The 21,224-nt window shown below is 43.5% G+C and carries 19 protein-coding genes and 1 other RNA gene; 7 read left to right on the top strand and 13 right to left on the bottom strand.

The features are described from left to right. Nucleotides 1-23: 23 nt before the first annotated feature. The 4 genes from FKN88_RS00305 to FKN88_RS00290 form a co-directional block, all read right to left on the bottom strand. The gene (locus FKN88_RS00305) at nucleotides 24-1,631 is read right to left on the bottom strand and encodes a glycoside hydrolase family 3 N-terminal domain-containing protein (protein ID WP_154168509.1); all 1,608 of its coding nucleotides are present in this window, start codon (nucleotides 1,629-1,631) and stop codon (nucleotides 24-26) included. 27 nt (nucleotides 1,632-1,658) lie between these two features. Next, a complete protein-coding gene (locus FKN88_RS00300; protein ID WP_154168511.1) occupies nucleotides 1,659-2,636 on the bottom strand; it encodes an ABC transporter permease in 978 nt (325 codons plus the stop codon). A gap of 14 nt (nucleotides 2,637-2,650) precedes the next feature. Then, a complete protein-coding gene (locus FKN88_RS00295) occupies nucleotides 2,651-4,132 on the bottom strand; it encodes a sugar ABC transporter ATP-binding protein (RefSeq protein ID WP_187985604.1) in 1,482 nt (493 codons plus the stop codon). 65 nt (nucleotides 4,133-4,197) lie between these two features. Next, nucleotides 4,198-5,220, bottom strand: a complete 1,023-nt coding sequence (locus FKN88_RS00290; RefSeq protein ID WP_372436267.1) for a substrate-binding domain-containing protein — start codon at nucleotides 5,218-5,220, stop codon at nucleotides 4,198-4,200. Nucleotides 5,221-5,587: 367 nt separating this feature from the next. Here FKN88_RS00290 and FKN88_RS00285 point away from each other — a divergent pair, with 367 nt between their 5' ends. Next, nucleotides 5,588-6,343, top strand: coding sequence for a helix-turn-helix transcriptional regulator (locus tag FKN88_RS00285; protein ID WP_154170674.1), 756 nt, complete (start codon nucleotides 5,588-5,590; stop codon nucleotides 6,341-6,343). 86 nt (nucleotides 6,344-6,429) lie between these two features. On the opposite strand, the gene FKN88_RS00280 is transcribed toward FKN88_RS00285, so the two are convergent. After that, nucleotides 6,430-7,335 carry an EamA family transporter gene (locus FKN88_RS00280; RefSeq protein ID WP_154168515.1) on the bottom strand — a complete coding sequence of 302 codons (906 nt, stop codon included), beginning with the start codon at nucleotides 7,333-7,335 and terminating at the stop codon, nucleotides 6,430-6,432. Between the two features lie 146 nt (nucleotides 7,336-7,481). Between FKN88_RS00280 and FKN88_RS00275 the strand changes: the two genes are divergently transcribed. The 3 genes from FKN88_RS00275 (at nucleotide 7,482) to FKN88_RS00265 (ending at nucleotide 10,934) form a co-directional block, all read left to right on the top strand. After that, nucleotides 7,482-7,961, top strand: a complete 480-nt coding sequence (locus FKN88_RS00275; protein ID WP_306687175.1) for a MarR family winged helix-turn-helix transcriptional regulator — start codon at nucleotides 7,482-7,484, stop codon at nucleotides 7,959-7,961. A gap of 285 nt (nucleotides 7,962-8,246) precedes the next feature. Then, complete coding sequence (locus FKN88_RS00270) at nucleotides 8,247-10,004, top strand: AMP-binding protein (RefSeq protein WP_154168519.1); 1,758 nt, start codon at nucleotides 8,247-8,249, stop codon at nucleotides 10,002-10,004. A gap of 9 nt (nucleotides 10,005-10,013) precedes the next feature. Then, nucleotides 10,014-10,934 carry a bile acid:sodium symporter family protein gene (locus FKN88_RS00265; RefSeq protein WP_110167890.1) on the top strand — a complete coding sequence of 307 codons (921 nt, stop codon included), beginning with the start codon at nucleotides 10,014-10,016 and terminating at the stop codon, nucleotides 10,932-10,934. Between the two features lie 442 nt (nucleotides 10,935-11,376). On the opposite strand, the gene FKN88_RS00260 is transcribed toward FKN88_RS00265, so the two are convergent. Continuing rightward, complete coding sequence (locus FKN88_RS00260) at nucleotides 11,377-12,411, bottom strand: methionine synthase (RefSeq protein ID WP_154168523.1); 1,035 nt, start codon at nucleotides 12,409-12,411, stop codon at nucleotides 11,377-11,379. Between the two features lie 31 nt (nucleotides 12,412-12,442). After that, entirely contained in the window at nucleotides 12,443-13,417 is a 975-nt protein-coding gene (locus FKN88_RS00255; protein WP_154168525.1) for a DUF1852 domain-containing protein, read from the bottom strand. 1,020 nt (nucleotides 13,418-14,437) lie between these two features. Here FKN88_RS00255 and FKN88_RS00250 point away from each other — a divergent pair. Both FKN88_RS00250 and FKN88_RS00245 read left to right on the top strand, forming a co-directional pair. Continuing rightward, nucleotides 14,438-15,049, top strand: a complete 612-nt coding sequence (locus FKN88_RS00250; RefSeq protein ID WP_202598238.1) for a LysE family translocator — start codon at nucleotides 14,438-14,440, stop codon at nucleotides 15,047-15,049. 16 nt (nucleotides 15,050-15,065) lie between these two features. Further along, nucleotides 15,066-15,866: an AraC family transcriptional regulator gene (locus FKN88_RS00245; RefSeq protein ID WP_306687046.1), complete on the top strand. Its 801-nt coding sequence runs from the start codon at nucleotides 15,066-15,068 to the stop codon at nucleotides 15,864-15,866. A gap of 467 nt (nucleotides 15,867-16,333) precedes the next feature. Here the strand turns inward: FKN88_RS00245 and FKN88_RS00240 are convergent, their stop codons facing one another. From FKN88_RS00240 to FKN88_RS00215, 6 genes are all read right to left on the bottom strand, one after another. Further along, nucleotides 16,334-17,227, bottom strand: a complete 894-nt coding sequence (locus tag FKN88_RS00240; RefSeq protein WP_154168527.1) for a DUF4435 domain-containing protein — start codon at nucleotides 17,225-17,227, stop codon at nucleotides 16,334-16,336. A gap of 3 nt (nucleotides 17,228-17,230) precedes the next feature. Further along, entirely contained in the window at nucleotides 17,231-18,559 is a 1,329-nt protein-coding gene (locus tag FKN88_RS00235; RefSeq protein ID WP_217519254.1) for an AAA family ATPase, read from the bottom strand. 389 nt (nucleotides 18,560-18,948) lie between these two features. After that, nucleotides 18,949-19,251: a Fis family transcriptional regulator gene (locus FKN88_RS00230; protein WP_154168531.1), complete on the bottom strand. Its 303-nt coding sequence runs from the start codon at nucleotides 19,249-19,251 to the stop codon at nucleotides 18,949-18,951. Between the two features lie 212 nt (nucleotides 19,252-19,463). Then, entirely contained in the window at nucleotides 19,464-19,679 is a 216-nt protein-coding gene (locus FKN88_RS00225; protein ID WP_154168533.1) for a TIGR02450 family Trp-rich protein, read from the bottom strand. Between the two features lie 174 nt (nucleotides 19,680-19,853). Then, an RNA gene (gene ffs / locus FKN88_RS00220) (signal recognition particle sRNA small type) lies at nucleotides 19,854-19,950 on the bottom strand. A 163-nt stretch (nucleotides 19,951-20,113) separates the two neighbouring features. Next, nucleotides 20,114-20,857 carry a hypothetical protein gene (locus FKN88_RS00215; protein ID WP_154168535.1) on the bottom strand — a complete coding sequence of 248 codons (744 nt, stop codon included), beginning with the start codon at nucleotides 20,855-20,857 and terminating at the stop codon, nucleotides 20,114-20,116. Between the two features lie 52 nt (nucleotides 20,858-20,909). Here FKN88_RS00215 and FKN88_RS00210 point away from each other — a divergent pair, with 52 nt between their 5' ends. Beyond that, nucleotides 20,910-21,212 (top strand): MGMT family protein, encoded by a 303-nt coding sequence (locus tag FKN88_RS00210; RefSeq protein ID WP_154168537.1) that lies wholly within the window; start codon nucleotides 20,910-20,912, stop codon nucleotides 21,210-21,212. Nucleotides 21,213-21,224 lie beyond the last annotated feature (12 nt).

The raw sequence follows: 21,224 nt of genomic DNA, 5'->3' as shown, positions 1-21,224 counted from the left end.
TTTAATAGATTAATAATGATGCTCTAAGCGACACGACTCACTGCACAGCCTTGAGCCGGTGACACGTTTCCGATTAACACTTGTGCCGCTGCATAAGCGCTTTCTGGCCTTGCGGAGTGTGCGCACAAATAGTGCTGCACTTGTGGGTATTGCAATAGGTCGTAAGGACTGCGTAAAGCAAGCACCACCAGATTGGGGAAATCCTGACTCAATTGCTGCACTCTGGCTTGTGCTTCTGTTTGGGCAAAATCCTCTCCCGGTAATGGATGGTTTTCGGTCACCACCACCAAATACCCGTTTTGGCTCTGCTCAAGCTGATCAACGGTAATCGGCTGCCAGTCTGCATTAAGCGCATTTAATGCCTGACACAAAGCGCTAAATGCGGGCAGCGCTTGGTTAGGGCCTATGCCGCGAGGGTTCATTAAATTGTGATAGCTGGATGACGGAGTCGCGTTGAGTAGGTAAAGTTTCTTGTCACTTAAATCTAAGCCACCACGCACCCAAGTCACGGCGGCTTGAGAAACGTCGGCCGCCACTTGCTGGTTATTAAGAATGTTCCACTCACCATATAGTTCCATAGACACCAGTTTTTCCAGTTTGAGACGTACGACTTTTTCCAAGGCTTGATCAATCACCGATTCTGCCAGCACACCTTGCTGAACAGCATCGATTACGCCGTGAATCATCGCTAGTTGCTTATCAAGATAAGCTTCGGAGTGATCGTAATGTTCTTCAGAGAGCATAATCATAGTGATACCGGCCTGCATCGCTTTTACTGCCGCATCCACTGGCGTGTAGTGGTTTACAATCGCGCCCATGTTCATACTGTCTGAAATAATAACACCATCAAAGCCCATATCTTGACGCAGCACTTGCTGCAAAATCATCGCCGATAGGGTTGCGGGCGCATTTGCATCCAACTGTGGATAGAGAATATGACTGGTCATCATCAGATCCACACCCGCATCAATTGCGGCTTGGAATGGCGCTAAGTCATTGAGTTTGAGTTCAGCGTAGGATTTGTCTACACGTGGAATATCGCGGTGCGTATCGCCATGCGTATCACCGTGACCGGGGAAATGTTTCGCACATGCGGTAATGCCACCTTGATGTAAACCACGAACCGCTGCCGCTGAGTGCAGAGAAACTTTCTCTGGCTGATCACCAAACGAGCGAGTATCAATAATCGGCGATGCTGGGTTTAAGTTCACATCACAACAGGGACCAAGAATGCAATTAAAACCCGCATCACGCATCTCTTCGGCAAACACTTGATACATACGTTCAGTACCCACCGCTTGATCTGCAACCCCTAAGGCTAAGTTGCCAGGCCCTGTGGTCGATTCCCCCACAAGCACACCCCATGCCCCTTCTTGGTCGACACCCAACAGCAAAGGCAAACGCTGATGTTGATCGAGGATCTGCTGTAAACCTCGGTTTAGCGCTTGTGCATCGGCAAAGGTTTCTGCGTTATCTTGGCTTAAATAGCAGCCACCTAGGTTGTATTCAGCAATCATTTTCCGAGCTGCCTCAGCCGATTTACCGGGAAACGCCAAGATAAATAGTTGACCGACTTTTTCCTTTAAACTCCATTTAGCGATCTGCTCTGTGATCTGCTGTTGGCTTACCATTGTCTCTCTCCTTAATTTTTTATACCGCTATTTTTTACGCAACTGACGGATCTGTCCCATGGTGAAGGTCACCGCGACAATAACAATGATCCCACGTAGGATTAACTGTTGATCAACGTTCAAACCCATCAAAATCAACCCGTTATTAACCATTCCCATGATAAGTGCACCAATCACCGAACCAATCACCGTGCCTTTGCCACCAAACAAGCTCGTTCCACCGATAATGACGGCGGCTATTACCAGCATTAAGTCACTCTCTCCCAAAGTGTAACGTGCACTATAAAGACGACCTGAATAAAGAATGCCTGCAAAAGCGGCAAGAAAACCATTCAGCATCAGCACATACAGTTTGATGCGATTAACGTTAATCCCTGAATACATAGCCGATACTTTATTACCGCCCGTTGCCAGAACATGTTTACCAAAAGTAGTATTACGTAATACAAACGACCCCACTACCATCACTAGCAATGTCCAGATAAAGAGCACAGAGAAGGGGCCAATATCACCCGAACCAAAAATAAAAGCGTAGGTATCATTATCAATTGGAATCGATTGCAAAGAGGTAGACCAGCGAGCAACACCGGTAATGATACCTGTGGTACCTAATGTGACTAAGAAAGACGGTATACCTACCTGAGTGACAAAAATACCATTGATAAAACCGATCATGGTGCCAACCAATAGCGCCGCAGAAACCGCAAGTAAAATACTATCGGTCTCTTGCAAAGTCAGTGCAGAAACGATCGCAGCCAAGGCCACTGTTGCACCAAATGAAAGATCAATTTCTGCTGCGCTGAGGACAAACGTCATTCCGACCGCCATGATCGCGATGGTGGCGGTTTGCCGAGCAATATTCATTAAATTGACTGAACTCAAAAAGCCCTTATCGTGTAACATCACCGAAAAAAAGATGAAGATACCAACAAAAACAAAGTAAATAATATAGTCGCGCCACTGAATCGGCTTTGCCTTTGGCGCTGGGATAGTTTTTTCATTCATCGCTGATTTCCTTATCACTGGACCGCGGCCAGTAACTCCTCTTCTGTCATTCGTTGTCCTTGGATTTGCTTTACAATCCGACCTTTATTCACCACATAAATCACGTCACAAAAACTGCCGACTTCTGCATATTCACTGGAAACAAAAATCACTCCATTGCCTTGTTCGACGTATTGATTGACGATTTTCATGATTTCGTATTTGGCATTAATATCGATGCCAAAAGTGGGATCATCGAGCAGCAGCACTTTGGCTTGAGTGGATAAACACTTACCAATCACCACTTTTTGTTGGTTTCCTCCTGAGAGATAACGCACTACCTGCGAAGCACCGGAAGTCTTTACTCCCAAGTTGAGAATCGCAGCATCGACAATCCCTTGCCCTTCGTTTTTATCAATCACTAACGCGTGAGAAATACGATCGAAGGAAGCCATCAGTAGATTATCGGATACCGAAAAATCAAGTACCAAGCCTTGAGAACGCCGTTCCTCTGGCACCATATTGATACCATTTTCAATCGCATCCCGTGGTGAACGGATCCGTACTGGTTTTCCCTCCACCAGCACCGCCCCCTTCACTAAAGGTGTTAAGCCGTAGATGGCTTGCAAAATTTCCGTACGACCACTACCAAGTAAACCCGCCAAACCCACCACTTGGCCCGGCATTACTTTAAGAGATATCGCCTCAAGTTCTTCCGTCGTCACATCGCGTAATTCCAGCAAGGGTATTGCCTCGTTATTCACTTGCGGACGTCGCCATTCAATTTGAGTATCACTTTTATTACCCAGCATGGCTTCGACCAAGGCATCCACCGATGTCTGTGATGTCGATGTTTGCAGCACACTATAACCATCACGCAGCACGGTCACCGCGTCACAGATTCTCAGAATGTCCGCCAGATAGTGCGTGATATAAATGATGCTGATGCCACTCACTTTGAGTTTTTCAATCACGCGAAACAACTCATTAATCTCGTTGTTAGACAGCGATGCGGTAGGCTCGTCGAGAACGAGAATCTTCGCATCCAAGGCGAGAGCTTTGGCGATCTCCACCAATTGCTGTTCCCCCAAGCTCAAGGTCTCTACTCGTTGACTCGGATCAATATCAACCCCCAGCAACTCCAGTAGCGGTTTGGCTTGACGCTCACGAGTGCGGTTAGAAATAAGGCTTCGACAAGCGGTTGGATGATTGAGAAAAATATTATCAGCGATACTCAATGTGGGAACGAGGCTGAGATCCTGATAAACCATGGCAATCCCGGCCGCCTGCGCGGCTTTGGGTGATGAAAAAGTGACGGCTTGTCCAAAAAGTCGGATCTCTCCTCCATCACGAGTATGGAATCCATTGATCAATTTCACCAAAGTGGATTTACCAGCCCCATTTTGTCCAACCAACGCATGAACTTCGCCCTGTTTTAAGGTGAAATCGACCCCTTTTAACACTGGGGTACCATCAAAGCCTTTTTTGACCCCTATGGCCTCAATTGCCTTATTCACACACGCACTCCTGTTGTTAGTCCGATTCAGCCAGCCAAAATTAGGCAAGCTATTTATTTAGCCAATTACTTAAGGGCTCTTTGTACGGCTTCTGGTGCCGGACGACGCAAAGCTTGCTGCCAAGCCTCAAGCAAATTTTCTCGCGTCACAGCACTGGCTCCGACAGTGACAAACGGTGGGGTCTGTTGCTCCAGTTTCGCTAAGGCCCCCATACGAGCCAGAGTTTGCCCAAGGTCATAAGGATAATCCGTGACAATCCCCGCTACGTTACGCTGTCTAGCCATATCCAAAGCATTGGCGGCCCCTAGATCCATGGTGATCACTTTTATATCTCGGCGACTTGCAGCACGCGTAGCCGCCACCACACCTTCCGCAATACTGTCCCAAGGAGCATAAATAGCTTTAATGTCAGGATATTGTGTAATCATTGCTGAGGCGATCACTTCACCATCGTTGGCGTTGGCAATACCGCGTTTTGCGACCACTTCGATATTTGGATAATGTTGTTGTAAATTCGCTAAAGTCGATTGGTCACGTTGATTGGTTACGTAATAATTAGCTTCGTGATAGATAAAACCAACTTTGCCCTTTTCACTCACCGCATCGGCTATCAAATCCGCAGCAATTTTGCCCATTTGCGCTAAATCATCGGTGACAATACCGACGTAATCTTTGCCATGGACAAATCCACGCGGAAGATTACTAATCAAAACCAGCTTACTACCTTGCTCAACGGCAGGACGAAAGGCCGCTGCACCCGATACCGGATCGACGACCAACGAAATCAAAATATCCGGTTTCATCGCCATGGTCGTTTCGACATCGGTTTTTTGCTTGTTGGCATTAAATTCCGCATCCGTAACGGCGACCACCCGAATATTCAGATCGGCAAATTTATCTCTCGCTCCTTCAATCAAGGCATTCGACCAGTCGGATGTACTATGCATTAATATCGCCGCTGTATACTGTTTCGCTCGCACGCTATCTTTTTCAACATCGGTCAATTGGACTGCTGTATGAGGTGTCGCTCGCTCACCATTAGGTCCTTTGGTTTCCGTCGCCGCTAAAACAGCACAGCTCAACATCATGAACAGGCTGATTCCAGCAATACGATAAATTTTCTTTATTTGTTGTTTACTCATTGACGCCACCTTAACTAGGTATTAGATGAGTATTAATATAGGCATTTTGTGGGTATTTTGTGCGACCAATCTCTCAGCTTTGAAGGATAACAAAGTGATAACAATCACAATAATGAGCAATTATTGAGCTAAAAGTACTGAATTAAACCGCAATTCAGGCTGAGTCATCGCGAAATAGTCAAAAAATTGATGATAAAAAGAAAGGTGCTGACTAGGTGAAAAATAGGTATTATGTCTAAACCCCCTCACCACATGGAGAAGATTGCGGTTTATGATCGGTCATGAAAGACAAGGTATAACGCTAACCGATAGTATGTACCATCAACTATTGGCGCAGCATGACATTTATTTTGTCGCGTTTGATAACATGGAGCAAATTGTCGCCAGCAACTATCCTGTCGCTACCTTAACCCTGCAATGTTTGGATGATTTGGTCTTCTTGGTTGGGCCGACGCACAGTGCACAAATTCGTGCGTTTTTACGCCATCAACGCGAAACGCTGACGTTTGATGTCGCCAATTTACACTTTAGTATGTGCATACTCAGCGATGCAGGACATGCCCTAATCTACTGCCTACAGATTGAGGCAAAAGAGAAACAGCCTCTTGAACCTAAGCTCTCGGCGATCGAACAGGATTATCAGATCATCCATGAGCTTTCCGAATCACTCAATCTACTCAGCCACGCTGGTGAAAGCCAACTTCCAGAGCATTTGCAACAAGAAATTCGTACCAAACATCTACCAGAGGTCGAAAAACGCTGGCAACAGCTGCAAGATCCGAGCCTCAAGCTGTGTTTGGAAATCGTCAAATCCAATATGGAAAATCTACTCAACGACCACAATGGCATGAATAGCCGCCTTTTAGATGTCCTCACTCCATCAGAACTACAAGTAGCGGAATTTATCCGCAGCGGCATGTCCAGCCAAGAGATCGCCAGTACGTTAAATGTGGCAAGGAAAACCGTCGAAAATCATCGTAATAATCTACGTAACAAGCTTGGTATTACCAATCGCGGTGTCAACTTGCGCAACTATCTACTGAGTTTAGAAATTAACAAAAGAAGCTAGAAAATAAATGATTAGAATAATCCATGCCATACTGCGGGGTTTGTGAATATGCACTTTGACTGCCAGAGATAAGAGTCCGTTTCATATCAATTCCTTTTTAAACTGAAAGCCAGTGTTGTTGAATAAGTGGTTGAGGTGGAACGCGGGATAGCTAGCACGATCGAGATAAAAATCGCCCCTGCGCCGAAAATTTGCGTCCAAGTGAGTGCTTGATCGAGAATGACATAACCCAGTAAGCAAGCTGAGACACTGCTCAAAAAGCCAAGAAAGGACACAGTGACCGTTGGCAGTTGCTCAATACCACGGAACCAGAGAAAGTAAGCCAACATAGCGCCAACCACACTCAGATATCCGTAACCCAGGTAGTTAAGCACAGTAATTTTCTCTGGTACGCCTTCAATCCACAGGGTCGTGGGCAGCAAAAACACGCCACCAAACAGTAATTGCCAGCCGGTAAATCTAAGTGTGGACATGTCTTGAGGACGGCCCCATTTTTTGGTCAGAACGACACCTGAGGCCATACTGAATGTTCCCAAACAGGCGATCAATAAACCTTGTATGCTCAAAGATGCGGTTTGATTAAGCACTAATAGTCCAATCCCAATGATACCAACACCCCCAGCAACCCACTGCAAAGGGGTGATGCGTGCGCTCAGAAGAATCCAACTCATCATCATCACCAACATAGGTTGGAATGACATCACCAATGCTGCCATTCCTCCTGGTAATTCAGTCGCTGCAAAAAATAAGCAGTAAAAGAAGAAACCAATATTAAAAAAGCCCAATACAGGTAAACGCCACCACCAATGTCCAGTTGGTAAAGTTCGAGCAAACAGTACTAGAAATATCCCAGCAGGCAGAGCTCGTACTAAAGCAGCCATGAGTGGCGAATTTGGCGGTAGTACTTCGGTGGTTACGATATAGGTGCTGCCCCATACGATAGGTGCGATGGCAGTAAGCAGCATCGTCTTGATTCCTGACGTTGTATTCATTTTTGACCCTATTTAGTAGCGTTAACTTCCATGAAAGTATCTCTTAAAAAAGATACTTTTTAGAAAATAATGGAGAAATGATTTTTAATCAAGTATCTTTTTAGAAAGATAAATTTAGGGGAGACATCATGTCAGCAGATAACACCATGCCAAATGACAAAGTGGATGCCATTCTTGCACAATGGCATAATGTCAGACCGGAGCTAGATTGCTCGGCGATGGGTATTGTTGGCCGATTAAGCCGCACTTATGGACTTTGGAAACCTCAATTAGAGCAAGTCTTCCAACGCTTTGATTTAAGCTCAGTTGAGTTTGATATTCTGGCGACCATCCGTCATAGCAATACCGCCATCACACCTACTGAGTTGTACCAAACCTTGATGCTCTCTTCCGGTGCGGTCAGCACACGTATTGAACAACTGGTGCAACGCGGTTTAGTGAAGCGTATTGCCAGCGATCAAGACAGACGCAGTTGTAAGGTGATTTTGACCGAACAAGGACAAAGGTTGATCGACCAAGCCTTGAATGCCCATGTCGACAATATGAATCGCATGTTGGAAGTGCTCACGGAACAAGAACAAATACAGTTAGAGCAGCTCTTAAAAAGAATTCTGCTAGCAGAATAAAAACCGAAATAGCAAAACTGATTGAGAAGGTACGCAAATAAATAAGACAAAGAATGATCGGCGAGTGAACTACCTACGCCTACCAATGCTGTCAATCCAAAAAATAAATTCAAAGATGGATAACCGTCTTCAACCAACACCACAGCTTCAAGTCGTCAGGATAAATCACACTTCCGAAGATAGAAATTCAGAAATTGCTGACTAAAATCAGCACCTTCTGTGGTTTGTGCTATACGTTAATGAGTCAGATATCAAAACAACGATAACTTGTTAAGTGAGCGCTTCATGTCTAACGATGCTATTTATGACCAAGCCCCTTGGGTCAAACTCTACAGTCCGGAGCAACTGGCTTTGCATCAAGGCCATGCTAAAGACAGCCATGCTTGGCGCAGTATTCCTGAAATGCTCAGTGAAGCGGCCGCCAAATACCGCCAACGTAAAGCTTTTACCACCTGTATGCCCAATGGCATGAACGGTAGCCTTACTTTTGGACAGGTGGATGAGATGTCGACCGCTTTTGCCCATTACCTACGCGGCGAGCTTGGCTTGCAAGCCGGTGATCGCGTTGCGGTGCAAATGCCAAACTGTTTAAGCTTACCCGTTGCAGTAATGGGCGTGCTCAAATCTGGCTGTATCTTAACCAGCGTTAACCCACTGTACAGCCGACGTGAAATGAAACATCAGTTCTGTGACGCTGGGGTAAAAGCGATTGTCATTTGCGATATGTTCACCGATAAACTGCAAGACATTATTCAGCAAACCCCGATTCAGCACGTTGTCGTCACCTCTCTCGCCCAGTGGTTTCCTCCGGTGGTGCGCGGCATTCTTAAGCTGGTCTTGAAATATTGGAATAAGGTGATCCCAACGCATCAGTTGAGCCATCATTCTATCGACCAAGCGATTCAGCTTGGCCGCCTGCGCCAAAAAAACGATAAGCTGAATGTGGAAGAGTATTGGCAAGGTTTAACTCGCGCCGATACCGCGCTGCTGCAATACACAGGCGGTACCACTGGTGTCGCCAAGGGGGCGATGCTCAGTCATGGTAACTTGCTCGGTAACGTAGAGCAGATGGATAGCCTAGTTCAAGGACACGTCACGAGCGGCCAAGAGACGGTACTCACCGCTCTGCCGCTGTACCATATTTTTGCTTTCAGCGTTAACTTGTTGGAGTTTTGGCATCAAGGTGCACATAATATTCTGGTACCCAGCCCAAGACCTATCCAAAACTGTCAGCGCGCGTTTGATAACTACCCTATCAGTTGGATGACTGGCGTGAATACCTTGTATAACGCGCTGCTCAATGAAGAGTGGTTCACTACCTTTCCGCCTAAACACCTTAAAGCCGCTTTAGCTGGCGGCACCGCTTTACATGCTACGGTTGCTGAACGTTGGCAAAAAGCGATTCATTGCCCTTTAGTGGAAGGTTATGGCCTAACCGAAAGCTCGCCAGTGCTCTGTTTTAACCCCTTAACCGATCCACGTCCCGACTGTATCGGCATTCCAACGCCTGGTACTCAGTTGCGCTTAGTGGATGATGACGGGCATACCGTCCCGCTTGGTGAGCCGGGAGAACTGATTGCTAAGGGAGTGCAAATTATGCAGGGCTATTGGCAACAACCGGAAGAAACCGCTCATGCGCTGCGAGATGGCTGGTTATACACTGGCGATATCGCCATCATGCATCCTGATGGCCGCTTACGCTTAGTGGATAGGAAAAAAGATTTGATCCTTGTTAGTGGTTTTAATGTCTACCCCAACGAAGTAGAAGAAGCCATCGCCGGCTTAGAGCAAGTGATGGAGTCAGCGGTCGTCGGCGTTCCTGACCCACTCACTGGCGAACAAGTTCAAGCTTATGTGGTGCTGCGTGAACAAGGATTAGACGAAGCAAGCTTGAGGAAACACTGTAAAAATGAACTCGCCGCTTATAAGGTCCCGAAAAAAGTGGTCTTTGTTGATGAGCTACCGAAAACGCCAGTAGGCAAGGTTCTGCGCAAAGATGTTCGTGCCATGGCCCTTGGCCAACTCACCAGTTCTGATCATTAGGAGGCCACCATGTTAAGCGCTTTTGAAGAAACCCTATTATCGGTCATGATGATCATCATTATGTTTGGCATGGGCGCAAGCCTGACCTTTCGTGATTTTCGGATCGCCTTTAAACACCCTAGGGCTATCGTGGTCGGATTCAGCTCGCAATATGCTCTAATGCCCTTTATTGCCTTTGCTTTATCTTGGCTACTTAACCTCACCCCAGCACAAACGGTCGGCATGGTATTGATTGGTTGTATGCCTGGAGGAACTACCTCGAATATCTTTGCTTACTTTTCACGTAGCCTACTCAGCTTGAGTATCATGATGACTATCTGCTCAACAATAGCGGCTTTTGTGATGGTTCCGCTACTGATGCAGTTCTATACCCAAGGGATTGATGATTCGCTGCGTATCCCGCCCGATCAAATTGGTCGCTTATTGTTTGCGCTACTGATCCCCACTCTGATTGGTATCTGGTTACGGCGTAAAAATGCCAATATTGGCGCTGTGGTTGAATTAACGGGTGGCGTGTTAGGCGCATTGGTGATTATTTTCTTACTCGCCACTTGGGTACCACGTAACTGGCAACTGCTGCTTACCACTCATTGGACGGTTTATGTTGCGGTGATCATGGTTGGATTGATTGGCTTTAATTTTGGCTATTTCTTCTCACGCTTGCTTGGTCTTAATCCACAAAAAGCGCGCACGGTATCATTAGAAACCGGCATTCAAAATGGCCCCCTCGCCGCTTTGGTGGTTAGCCTAAGTTTTGCAGGGGAATTACAGCAACAAATCTTATTGATCCCAGTCATGTACTCACTGTTTATCGTTATCAACTCCACGGTAGTCACTTTCTTTTACCGTAAGCGTACCTTTAGTGAAGAGCTAGCGCGCGATCAAGCAAAAATCGAACCCGCCAGTAGTACTAGTTCATCAAGCCAGTAAATATGGCGCTCACCTTTGTTATCGCTATCAAGGCCGCTATGCGGCCTTTTCAATAACGAATGGCATGTTAATTAGATGCTACAATCAACAGCCCTGATCGCAGTATTGATTGATGCCCATGGGGATTTATCTATGGCTACCGACAACGGTAAGTGGTTGATGATGCAAGAACTAAAAATAAGTTTTATTGATAAGAAAAAGAGATTCAATAACCAAGCTTAGTCTTGGTTACCCAATTGTTTATCACACCATTTTTCAATATCGGGTGCATAGAGAGCCAATAAACCAATGCTCATCGCAATACCACAAATAATGTAAATCGCTACCATGTTGCCACTCCCGATTGTATCTGAAAATCCATTAACTGGCTGTCCTTGCATCGTGTACTTAAGACGCTCAACTGTTCATAGTCTAGCTAAATACGTGGCTATTTACTAACACACTACGACTTCGCTAATAGTTCATTTCTCACAATTTCAGCACCAGCGCTTAATGAGTGGAGTTTCGCTCGTGCAACCGCTCTAGACAAGGGCGCCATGCCACAGTTTGTGCATGGATAAAGCTTGTCAGCATCAACATATTTCAGAGCATTACGCAGGGTGGCCGCTACCGCCTCTGGTGTTTCAATGCTGTTGGTTGCGACATCGATAGCACCGACCATCACTTTTTTGCCACGTACCAATTCGAGTAACTCCATTGGCACATGAGAGTTATGACACTCTAAAGAAATGATATCGATATTCGATTGTTGCAGTTTAGGAAACACCTCTTCGTATTGACGCCACTCACTGCCTAACGTTTTTTTCCAATCCGTATTGGCTTTGATTCCATAGCCGTAACAAATATGTACCGCGGTTTCGCATTTTAAACCATCGATAGCTCGCTCAAGGGCTTTAATCCCCCAATCATTGACTTCGTCAAAAAAAACGTTGAACGCGGGTTCATCAAATTGAATGATGTCGACACCAGCAGCTTCTAGCTCTTTGGCTTCTTCATTAAGAATTTTCGCAAACTCAAACGCTAGCTCTTTACGAGATTGATAATAACCATCGTACAGAGTATCAACCATCGTCAGCGGCCCAGGCAGTGCCCACTTGATGGGCTTATCCGTTTGAGAACGTAAAAATTTTGCATCTTCTACAAACACCGATTTCTGCCGAGATACAGGGCCGACAACGCTTGGCACGCTAGCATCGTAACGGTCACGGATTTTCACCGTTTGTCGATTTTCAAAATCAACGCCATGCAAATGTTCGATAAAAGTCGTCACAAAGTGCTGACGGGTTTGTTCGCCGTCACTGACAATGTCTACCCCTGAGATTAATTGTTCATGTAAGGCAATACGCAGAGCATCGTATTTACCATCTATCAGCTCTTGTTGCGCTAATTTCCAAGGTGACCAAAGCACTTCTGGCTGAGCTAACCATGTCGGTTTTGGCAGACTGCCTGCCGTCGAAATTGGGAGTAATTTTGTCATAATGTTGGCTATTCTACTGTTTGGTTGACGATTAAGCGCACTGAGCGACCCATTGTTCAAGAACCGATTGATAAGGTTTGATGAAGACTTCTTCCGCATACTTACCTTGTTTTATCGCCAGTTGAGTGCGCTCTTCGCGGTCATAGACAATATCCGTTAACGAGTGGGCATCGCTCTTCAAGTTCGCTTCATAACGCTCACCAGCAACCCGGTTAGCAAAGTAAATCTCAGGACGATAAATCTTTTGAAAAGTTTCCATGGTGCTGATGGTGCTAATCAGCTCCAAATTGGTGTAATCGTTAAGTAGATCGCCAAAGAAATAGAAGGCAAAAGGCGCAACACTGTTTTTCGGCATAAAGTAACGAGCTGTTAAGCCCATCTTCTGGAAATATTGTTCCGTTAGCGATAAATCCGTCGGCTGGTATTCCACCCCCAATATTGGGTGTTGGTTATTGGTGCGGTGATAGACTTTGCTGTCTGACACGCTCAAACAAATCACCGGTGGCTTAGTAAAGTTTTGTTGGTAACCTTCTGAGTTAATGAATGATTTAAATAAGTTACCATGCAAAAGACCAAAATCTTCTGGTACTGAGAATTGCGCTTTGCCTTTATTGTGATCCAGTAGACGGACACTAAAATCGTAATCACGAACATAAGAAGAGAAGTTATTGCCGACAATCCCTTCAATCCGTTGACCGGTTTTACGATCCAAAATACCGGTTTTTAGCACTTCAATCGATGGAATGGTTTCGCTGCTATTTTCTACTTTGATATTGGCTGAAATAATATCTAACTCGACCGAGTAGCGATCTCCCGTTGGGTTATCCCAACAAGCCAACTCATTGAAACGTTGGTCTATCATGCGCAATACACTACGCAAGTTCTGTTGACGATGTTCACCACGCGCTAAGTTAGCAAAGTTCGTGGTAATACGTGTGTTGTCTGCTGGATGATAATTTTCATCAAGACGAGTCTTTTTAATGGTAAAAGTAAAATGTTGAGTCATCAGCGTTATCTTCCGTGTCAATCAGATGAAACCAAATGATCATCCGTTCAATTCATGACTCAGTTATAACTCGCCCTCAATTAACTTAACAATGTTGTTACTTAATGTTGATTGTGAAAAAAATTCATGTTCAGGATGCTTAAGTAAAAAAATAGTAAAACAGAAGATGGGATTGCGTCTGTTAGACAACTGATCTGCACCAACCATACAAGACAGAAAAATAAGGTATTTTATGCGTTTTGATAGCATTTTCATCTAGACATATAAATAACTTCGCAATAAATGACACCTTAGAGTAAATAGTTTGTATTGAGAATACGAAACCTATTATTCAGCCAAGTGTCACCCTATTGCTTATCCACACTATATAAAATCTCTTGATAGCTAGCTTTTTATTATTCAAAATTGGGGAAATAAACAACAGTTTTGTACAATACTTGTGTTAAGGAGCGTTTTATTGTGTAGCTCAATTACTGCTGTGTAAAAGGACTATACAATGACACCAAATAACGGCATTTTTTGGCTTAGGCAAACTCCGAAAATAACCTGTGTAGCTACGCTGGGACCTGAAGGTTCAAGCAGCCAATATGCAGCTCAGTACCTATCAAGGCTTATTGGGGACCCATTAGAAGTACTATTATTCAGAACCTTTGAACAAGCCTCTGAGCATGTTGAATCCAATGAGTCATGTTTACTTCTTGTTGCTAATGCATACCAGAGGGTTGATAACTTTTACATGAACGAGCGAACGCTCCTTTTAGGTTCGTTTTTTTTTGCCCCCCCCCGCCTACTACTTGGCATGTAAAGATATAGGTTGATTTCTCGTTATATCGCTATAAGGGAGTCAAGTGTCTATCAGAGTTACATTTAACCGATGAATTTGAACAGGGATATTGGGAGAGGCAAGCGGGCTATTGCAAGACTGGCAAGATCAAACCCAAAAGATATCGAATCGTTGATTTACAAGAACATCGCTTCATTGATGGCACTGGCGAAGTTACGGATTTTTAAGGAACAATAATGATTTCACAACTAATAGCGATGGCTGCTTTTGCCTTGGTGACTTCGATCTCACCAGGCCCAGTAAACATTTTAGCCACTGTTACTGGAGCGAATTACGGATATACCCGTACTATACCTCATATCACTGGCGCAACTTTCGGGTTTGTATCCATTTTGTTTTTGTTGGGCTTTGGATTATCGCAATTCATTGCCGAGATTCCTTATTTAGCAAAGGGCATGACATATGTAGGAGGAAGTTTTCTATTATATCTCGCTTATAAAGTGACGACCCAAGAACCTACCACTAAAAGTAAAGATTCAGAAGAAAGCAAATCAGCGCCATCGCTCTTACAGGGTATGATGTGCCAGTGGCTGAATCCTAAAGCATGGATCGTTTCGCTTGCTGGTATTTCAGTTTTTTATACAGGGCAAAACGTAGGACTAGAGGTATTACTTTTATTCTGTGGCATATTCTTTGTCGTTTGCTACATATCGCTCTCAGTGTGGGCAATACTAGGGGTTACCATCAGTTCTGTTATAGAAACACCTAAGCAGTTCAAGCTGTTTAACATCTCTATGGGACTACTATTAGCGTTAACTGTTCTATATACTTTCTTCATATCTAGTTGAAAGAGTATTCGTTGATATGGCTAAACAGCAATTTTATCGATCCAATATAATTCCTATAGAACTGCGTTGTTCCACAAATTCAAACGCATGCTATGGTAAACATACTCACGAAGAGTTTTCTGTTGGATCGGTAGATTGTGGTCAAAGTGATTATTTTAATAACAATATGGAAAGCAAAATCGAAATGGGCTCTCTTGTCATAGTGAACCCATTGGAAGTACATTCATGTAACCCCACTCGAGATACAAATTGGAGCTATAAGATGCTTTATGTATGCCCGAAGTGGTTAGGTAACATACAATCCATGATTGTAGATAACCCCTCAAAAAATTTCATACCATTCTCGATTATCCATACTAATTCCCCAGAGCTCTACTGGCAGTTTCAATCATTGGCAGACTCAATCATAGACGATGTCGCTCACATAAAAATGGAGGAAGAAAGCATCGAATTTTTCTCCAATTTATTTCGCAATGCCAACGCCATAGATATCGATGAGTTGAGCCTAACAAAAGCAAATATCGCCAGAGCTCATCGTTTTATACGTGACAACTTCAAAAACAATATCTCAATCAGAGAGATTGCTCAACACTCTGGGTTAAGTGAATACCACTTAATTCATTCATTTCGAAAATCTTATGGGATAACCCCCCATGCCATGCAAATTGCCATGCGAATAAATGAAGCGAAGGTGTTGCTAAAGAAAGGATATAATATTGCATCAGTTGCCACAGAATTAGGGTTTAATGATCAAAGTCACTTTCATCGTAATTTTAAAAAACTAGTAGCAGCCACTCCAGCTCAATACAAAGATTAATCTACATTAGTTCTGCTGTGAATGTTTGCTACGCCATTTTGTATGGAAACGGATTACTTCGTCAGAAATAAATATAAATATAGAATGCTCTTCCGACACTCATTACACCGAAAGCATGATGTAATCGATTAGTATATCGACTAGATTCGACGGTTTGATAAGCGGTGAAAAGCTTCTCTGACGTACATGGAAAGAGAGGTAAGATACAATGCGATATACTCTCGTCTCTATCCCTTCTGAAAAGGGGATTTGCAATACACCATCTAATCTGTAACTTTCTAATTTAGTAAGCGCTGTAACTCACAAATGGACAATTATGAGTTAGCTGTTTTGCTAATTTAGTAAAAAACGAATTAGCTCACGTATAGGAGCAAAGGACGAAACGCCACCATCCCCCGCGCTTTTATACCATCTAGGCCGCAGCATCATCCTAAACAGAATAAACAATGTATTCATTCCGCCTAGTTTTATGCTGTTTGCAGATATGGGCCTGTGTTAACGGTGTACTTAATAGCATCACTCAAATCAGCCAACGGCTCTGTGTCACAATATCTCGCTAACTTGAACTTAAAACCATCGTCATACTTGTAAGCTGCCCCTTTGAATTGCAAGTAATCACGGAGAGACTTCAATAAGTAATCTTTTCCTGAAATAACATGTAAAGGGCTGTCGAGGCTCTCTACTATGCTCTCAACTCTCTGATAAACTTGGTCGTAAGTGTCTTGTCCATGCGCTGCAACGACTATTGTTTGAATTTCTTCAATCACTGCTTGTACGCGGTCACCACATACTGCTGAACCTCTAGCCCTTGATACTTTTCTACAAACATCATAGTAGCTTCTAGATACGGTCTTGATACCGCCTTCTTGCATCAGCTTCCATGCAACTGCATACGTCTTGAATAACTTCAATAACGGCTCAGTCAAACTCTCAAGATAATGATCCCAATCAAGTGCTTCTAACGCTTCTTCTGGCATTAAACGTCCAGATGCATCTCTTAGCAGTTCTGCGCTCGCATTCTTACAAAACAAGTAATTTTCCACACAGTACATTTTATGTTGGTATAGACGCTTAAGTCCCTGAACCCTCTCACCATGCAGTAAATCTAAATCACCATCAATGATAAAAAGAGCTGGCGAGTCTTCGTTATAATACGCACAGTGCTCTACAACCTTACCTCTACCGTGTAGAGATATGACCTTTTTAATCTTGACTTCATTATTAACAGCTCTACACAAAAGCATAGTATAAAGAGCTTCCGCCTCACAATCTTCTACATATATTTCAATATCTTGCAAATCTCTATAGAACAGACCAATACTACGATTTGCTGAATCCGACCTTACTGGCAAACCATACATATATTAGAGTCCACCATTTAAAGGAACATACATATGGTTGCGACCACCGATTATTGATGGAGAGTGTGTTGCCAAGATAATTTGAAGATTAGGACTTGCTTCCTGAATCGCATCTACAAACATGTCTTGCCATGAGATATGTAGCGACAACTCTGGCTCATCAACAATAAAAACGCCATCTCCACGTAACCTTTTGTTTAGCACCAAGTGAGCTAACATAATGACTATCTGTCTTTCTCCAGAAGAAAGAACTGACAAGTCTCTTTCTTCACCCGAAAACCTAATAGTCAAACGACCCTTATTGTTAATCTGCACTCTTTTCCCTGTTTCATTCAAAAATTTATTAACAAGCATCTCAAAACGAGATAGACGTGCATAGATTCTATTTTTTTCTGATTGATAAGATTCAACTTTAGAAAACAATCTATCAATTCGATCCAATTGATGCTGATTAATAAACCAATTTGACATTATTTTATTGGTAGCTTCATCTAGTTCGAAATCACGTCGATTGGAGTTATCAAATTCAATTCGCTCGAAACGCTTTACTAGATTTTCTAAATTATCAAAAAAATCATTGTATTTTACCTCAAATTCACCACTCGGAACATCAAGGTTGTCAAAGGTTTTCTTAATAGCTTTCTGCTTATGGCGTAATTGACGAATTGTTTGGTTATCTGGAAATTGAGGTTTACCATTAATTTCAGCAAATGAAAGAGAGTCTAGGATGATTTCATTTCTTAATTTATTGTCTGCTGCACTCTGGCGAGTTTTAGCTTCAGCACTAGCTTCTGCAACAATCTCTACAATTTCATCTAAGCTATCGTCTTTTATTCCACGCCTTTTAATTGCACGATGCATATTTTCGTCAAAAAATATTGGATAATCTTCATCTCTAGATGATTTAACGAAACGCCTATCAAGGCTTAAGAACATCGGTGATGCCAAGCGTCTTATTGCTCTTATAACATCGCTACTTTTTTCATGAGCAACTCTTACCCTTCTGCTTGACAAATGGATATCTTCATAAGAAATATCCTCTTGACCCAAAATGGCATATTCATTATTAATACTGAGTCTTATGTCGTCATCTATTTTATTACATTCAATACGAATGATTTCTTTAGCCTTTTCTACAGTGAGGCTTGCATTTGAAAAGCGAATTTCCAGTAACTTATCTACAGACGGGGTTAGCAACGCCATTATCATATTCAGTGCTGTAGTTTTCCCTGAGCCATTAAGGCCTGCAAAAAAGTTTACATCAGGTCTGAAATCAACATCAAAATCCAAATATCCATGAACACCCTGTGCTCTAAAGTGTAATAACTTCACAAAACCTCCTATCCAACTGTTGTTGTAAGCGATTGATTGTAAATCTTCATATCAATTATGTCATTGACTTGAGTTCACTAATGTTAGTGAATCCTCACCTTGGTATCATAAGTAAAGACTTTTACAAATGAACTGCCATGACCAATAAGTAGCCACTTTTAGAATAAGAAAAAGTATGTCAATCACGGTTCGGTTATACTGTGAGTCAATTGGGTGTAACTTCGAATGGGGCAAAAATGAGTTTACTCCTGCATAGCTCTGAATTTAAGCGAGCTTGATTCATCGTCCAGATCAAGAAGCTAGGCTTAACTTTCTGACTTTATTCAAAACTCGTAAAATAAAGCCTTCGATATCCTTACAGCCACAATTCACTTTGATTGATGGCCGCACTAACGCTTTTGCTGAATATCGTAGATGATTTGCTTATCGGCGTTCTTTAATGGTACACCTACCTGATTAAACGCCTTTTGGATAGTGGTTGAAACATGCTGACGACCTTCTCCTAGTAAAAAGTTTGCTCTATGCTGATTGGTTTCAAAGACGCAGACTATTGCTAAGCTTTGTGGAAAAGAAGTGTATTTGACCGTATGAGTCACCCAAAGGAAACCATCGTAGGCTTTTAACGTGCTTTCACAAACTTCGGTTAACACTTCTCTAATCAGATTTTCAACCTTCTTATCTGACTTGCGCATAAAACAAACTCCCGATTTAACCACGTTAAAAACCTGTCAGTCTACCTTGTCTTAAACAACATTGGGCAGTGAAATTGACTCAAGCTCACTTGGCACCTCTTTCGACAAGCGACAAAAGTCATGAGCAAGGTATCGTGGCGATGCGATATTAACCGACAATGAATCAGAAAGGTGGTATTGAGAAAACGTTTAAAGCGTTACCAAGAGAGCCATTACTTCCAACCTTGAAGCCATTTTTCTTGGTTTTTGAGTTCAAGCCAGTCTATTGAGTATTCATTTCTCGACAGCACGGATTCAAGTAAACATGAAATTACTGAACCCTCTTCATCATACTCAACTTCTGAAATTAAAAAATGCTTTTCCCGTTTAAGCGGCTTTACCGCCGTCCATTTACTATTTCGTAACTTAGCTGGGTTTATCTGGTTCATACTAACTCCGTAATAAACTGAATTTATTGAAAATAATAATCAGTAATACGAACGATAGCGGTTTAAGTTCAGTTCGCTGTTCCGTTTATATCGAGACAGATAGGCTGCAAGTGTGGGATATTTTATACGTTTAAAAGAATGAGATTTGAATTTTAGCGCAAGCTAGATGGGTGGAAGCCCCAGCCACATCCCGGCACACACGTCATTCGCTGTGGCTGCTTCCTTCCGGACCTGACCAAGTTGACGAACTAGTGTTGCGGGAGGACCAGGGCCTCCATAGAGCACTTTAGCGCCTTGGCTAAAGAGTGCGAGGATTATCCGGCATCCCCTCCTCTATTGCAACCCTCCGCTCTCATAAAATCAATAAAGGCGAGTTAACTGGGCAGCAATTGAGCAATCTTTTTATTCTCAGGCAATGATGGTGGAGTTTTGTACTACTCTATCTGCTCTTCACTGCTTTTTAGAAGGTAGTCCGTCATCCACGCCGTTGCGAGTAGACATAACCAAACTACAAAGACCGGTTTGGGCACTTCGATAGCTGGAGCAAGCACGATGCCCATAAACGCCACCGACGGTAGCGTCCAGCACAATAACGTTGACCAATGCTCTGCTCTTTGCTTCACCAGTTTATTGATGATGGCCATTAATCCAGTCACGCACAATGAGATCACAACTGCGAAGGTAAATTCAGCAATCCACAAAGGCAGCAACAATAATAATGCCCACCAGTGGCGAGCCGATGAAGGCGTGTATTTCCAACTATTAACTGCCCACCATATCGCGCTCACCGAGAGTATTTGTAATACCGTCATCACCGGAGTGCCATCAAGCTTACCAGCTGATTGCGTGGTCATAATTCCGACTTGCAGCGTCAGCAAAATTAAACCACAAATCACCATGACCCCTTTATGGCGTGGCGCAGAAAAAGCGACCATCAGTAATGGGAAAATAACCCACATACTCACAGATAACGCAGTTGGCTGGTAAGACAGCGTGAAGCCATAGACCAGTAAACCGCCCAACAACACCAAGCCCGCATTACCACTGCGAGGCAACACCCACAGTGCTGGGACTAATAAAGCGATCAATGACCAATTGTCTTCACTCAAACCTAGGGCTTGACCGCAGACAATCGCTAAGATTATGGTGATCATAAATTGCATAACCGACACTATCATACCCTCTCCTTATACCTATCCGTGGTAACCATTGAACTAGGGCTTTATGAGTATGGACCAATTTTCTCAACAAATCTTTGCCGTGGTGCACCAAATTCCTTTTGGTCGAGTAGCGACCTATGGGCAAGTTGCGCATTTAGCGGGCTATCCGGGCTATGCTCGTCAGGTAGGAAAAGTGTTAAGCCGATTGCCGAAAGGCAGCAAACTACCTTGGTTTAGAGTGATTAATGGCCGAGGTGAGTCATCGTTGAGCGGGGCCGATAAAGCGCGTCAACACGCTTTACTGTTTGCCGAACAGGTTGTGATCAATTCATCTGGAAAAATTTCACTACGCCAGTATCAATGGCAGCCTTAGACGTTTATCTCA

The sequence above is a fragment of the Vibrio sp. 2017_1457_13 genome (assembly GCF_030851525.1).
In the GTDB taxonomy this organism is placed as follows: domain Bacteria; phylum Pseudomonadota; class Gammaproteobacteria; order Enterobacterales; family Vibrionaceae; genus Vibrio; species Vibrio metschnikovii.
This window is presented reverse-complemented; position numbering and strand designations above follow the sequence as displayed.

What these genes read in the sequence shown, in the direction of transcription:
- FKN88_RS00270 (WP_154168519.1), top strand. Translation starts at nt 8,247, where the DNA reads ATGTCTAACGATGCTATTTATGACCAAGCCCCTTGGGTCAAACTCTAC.
- FKN88_RS00230 (WP_154168531.1), bottom strand. Translation starts at nt 19,251, where the DNA reads ATGCGCAAGTCAGATAAGAAGGTTGAAAATCTGATTAGAGAAGTGTTA.
- FKN88_RS00240 (WP_154168527.1), bottom strand. Translation starts at nt 17,227, where the DNA reads ATGTATGGTTTGCCAGTAAGGTCGGATTCAGCAAATCGTAGTATTGGT.
- FKN88_RS00215 (WP_154168535.1), bottom strand. Translation starts at nt 20,857, where the DNA reads ATGATAGTGTCGGTTATGCAATTTATGATCACCATAATCTTAGCGATT.
- FKN88_RS00305 (WP_154168509.1), bottom strand. Translation starts at nt 1,631, where the DNA reads ATGGTAAGCCAACAGCAGATCACAGAGCAGATCGCTAAATGGAGTTTA.
- FKN88_RS00225 (WP_154168533.1), bottom strand. Translation starts at nt 19,679, where the DNA reads ATGAACCAGATAAACCCAGCTAAGTTACGAAATAGTAAATGGACGGCG.
- FKN88_RS00275 (WP_306687175.1), top strand. Translation starts at nt 7,482, where the DNA reads ATGCCAAATGACAAAGTGGATGCCATTCTTGCACAATGGCATAATGTC.
- FKN88_RS00250 (WP_202598238.1), top strand. Translation starts at nt 14,438, where the DNA reads ATGATTTCACAACTAATAGCGATGGCTGCTTTTGCCTTGGTGACTTCG.
- FKN88_RS00260 (WP_154168523.1), bottom strand. Translation starts at nt 12,411, where the DNA reads ATGACAAAATTACTCCCAATTTCGACGGCAGGCAGTCTGCCAAAACCG.
- FKN88_RS00290 (WP_372436267.1), bottom strand. Translation starts at nt 5,220, where the DNA reads ATGATGTTGAGCTGTGCTGTTTTAGCGGCGACGGAAACCAAAGGACCT.
- FKN88_RS00265 (WP_110167890.1), top strand. Translation starts at nt 10,014, where the DNA reads ATGTTAAGCGCTTTTGAAGAAACCCTATTATCGGTCATGATGATCATC.
- FKN88_RS00255 (WP_154168525.1), bottom strand. Translation starts at nt 13,417, where the DNA reads ATGACTCAACATTTTACTTTTACCATTAAAAAGACTCGTCTTGATGAA.
- FKN88_RS00245 (WP_306687046.1), top strand. Translation starts at nt 15,066, where the DNA reads ATGGCTAAACAGCAATTTTATCGATCCAATATAATTCCTATAGAACTG.
- FKN88_RS00300 (WP_154168511.1), bottom strand. Translation starts at nt 2,636, where the DNA reads ATGAATGAAAAAACTATCCCAGCGCCAAAGGCAAAGCCGATTCAGTGG.
- FKN88_RS00210 (WP_154168537.1), top strand. Translation starts at nt 20,910, where the DNA reads ATGGACCAATTTTCTCAACAAATCTTTGCCGTGGTGCACCAAATTCCT.
- FKN88_RS00285 (WP_154170674.1), top strand. Translation starts at nt 5,588, where the DNA reads ATGTACCATCAACTATTGGCGCAGCATGACATTTATTTTGTCGCGTTT.
- FKN88_RS00280 (WP_154168515.1), bottom strand. Translation starts at nt 7,335, where the DNA reads ATGAATACAACGTCAGGAATCAAGACGATGCTGCTTACTGCCATCGCA.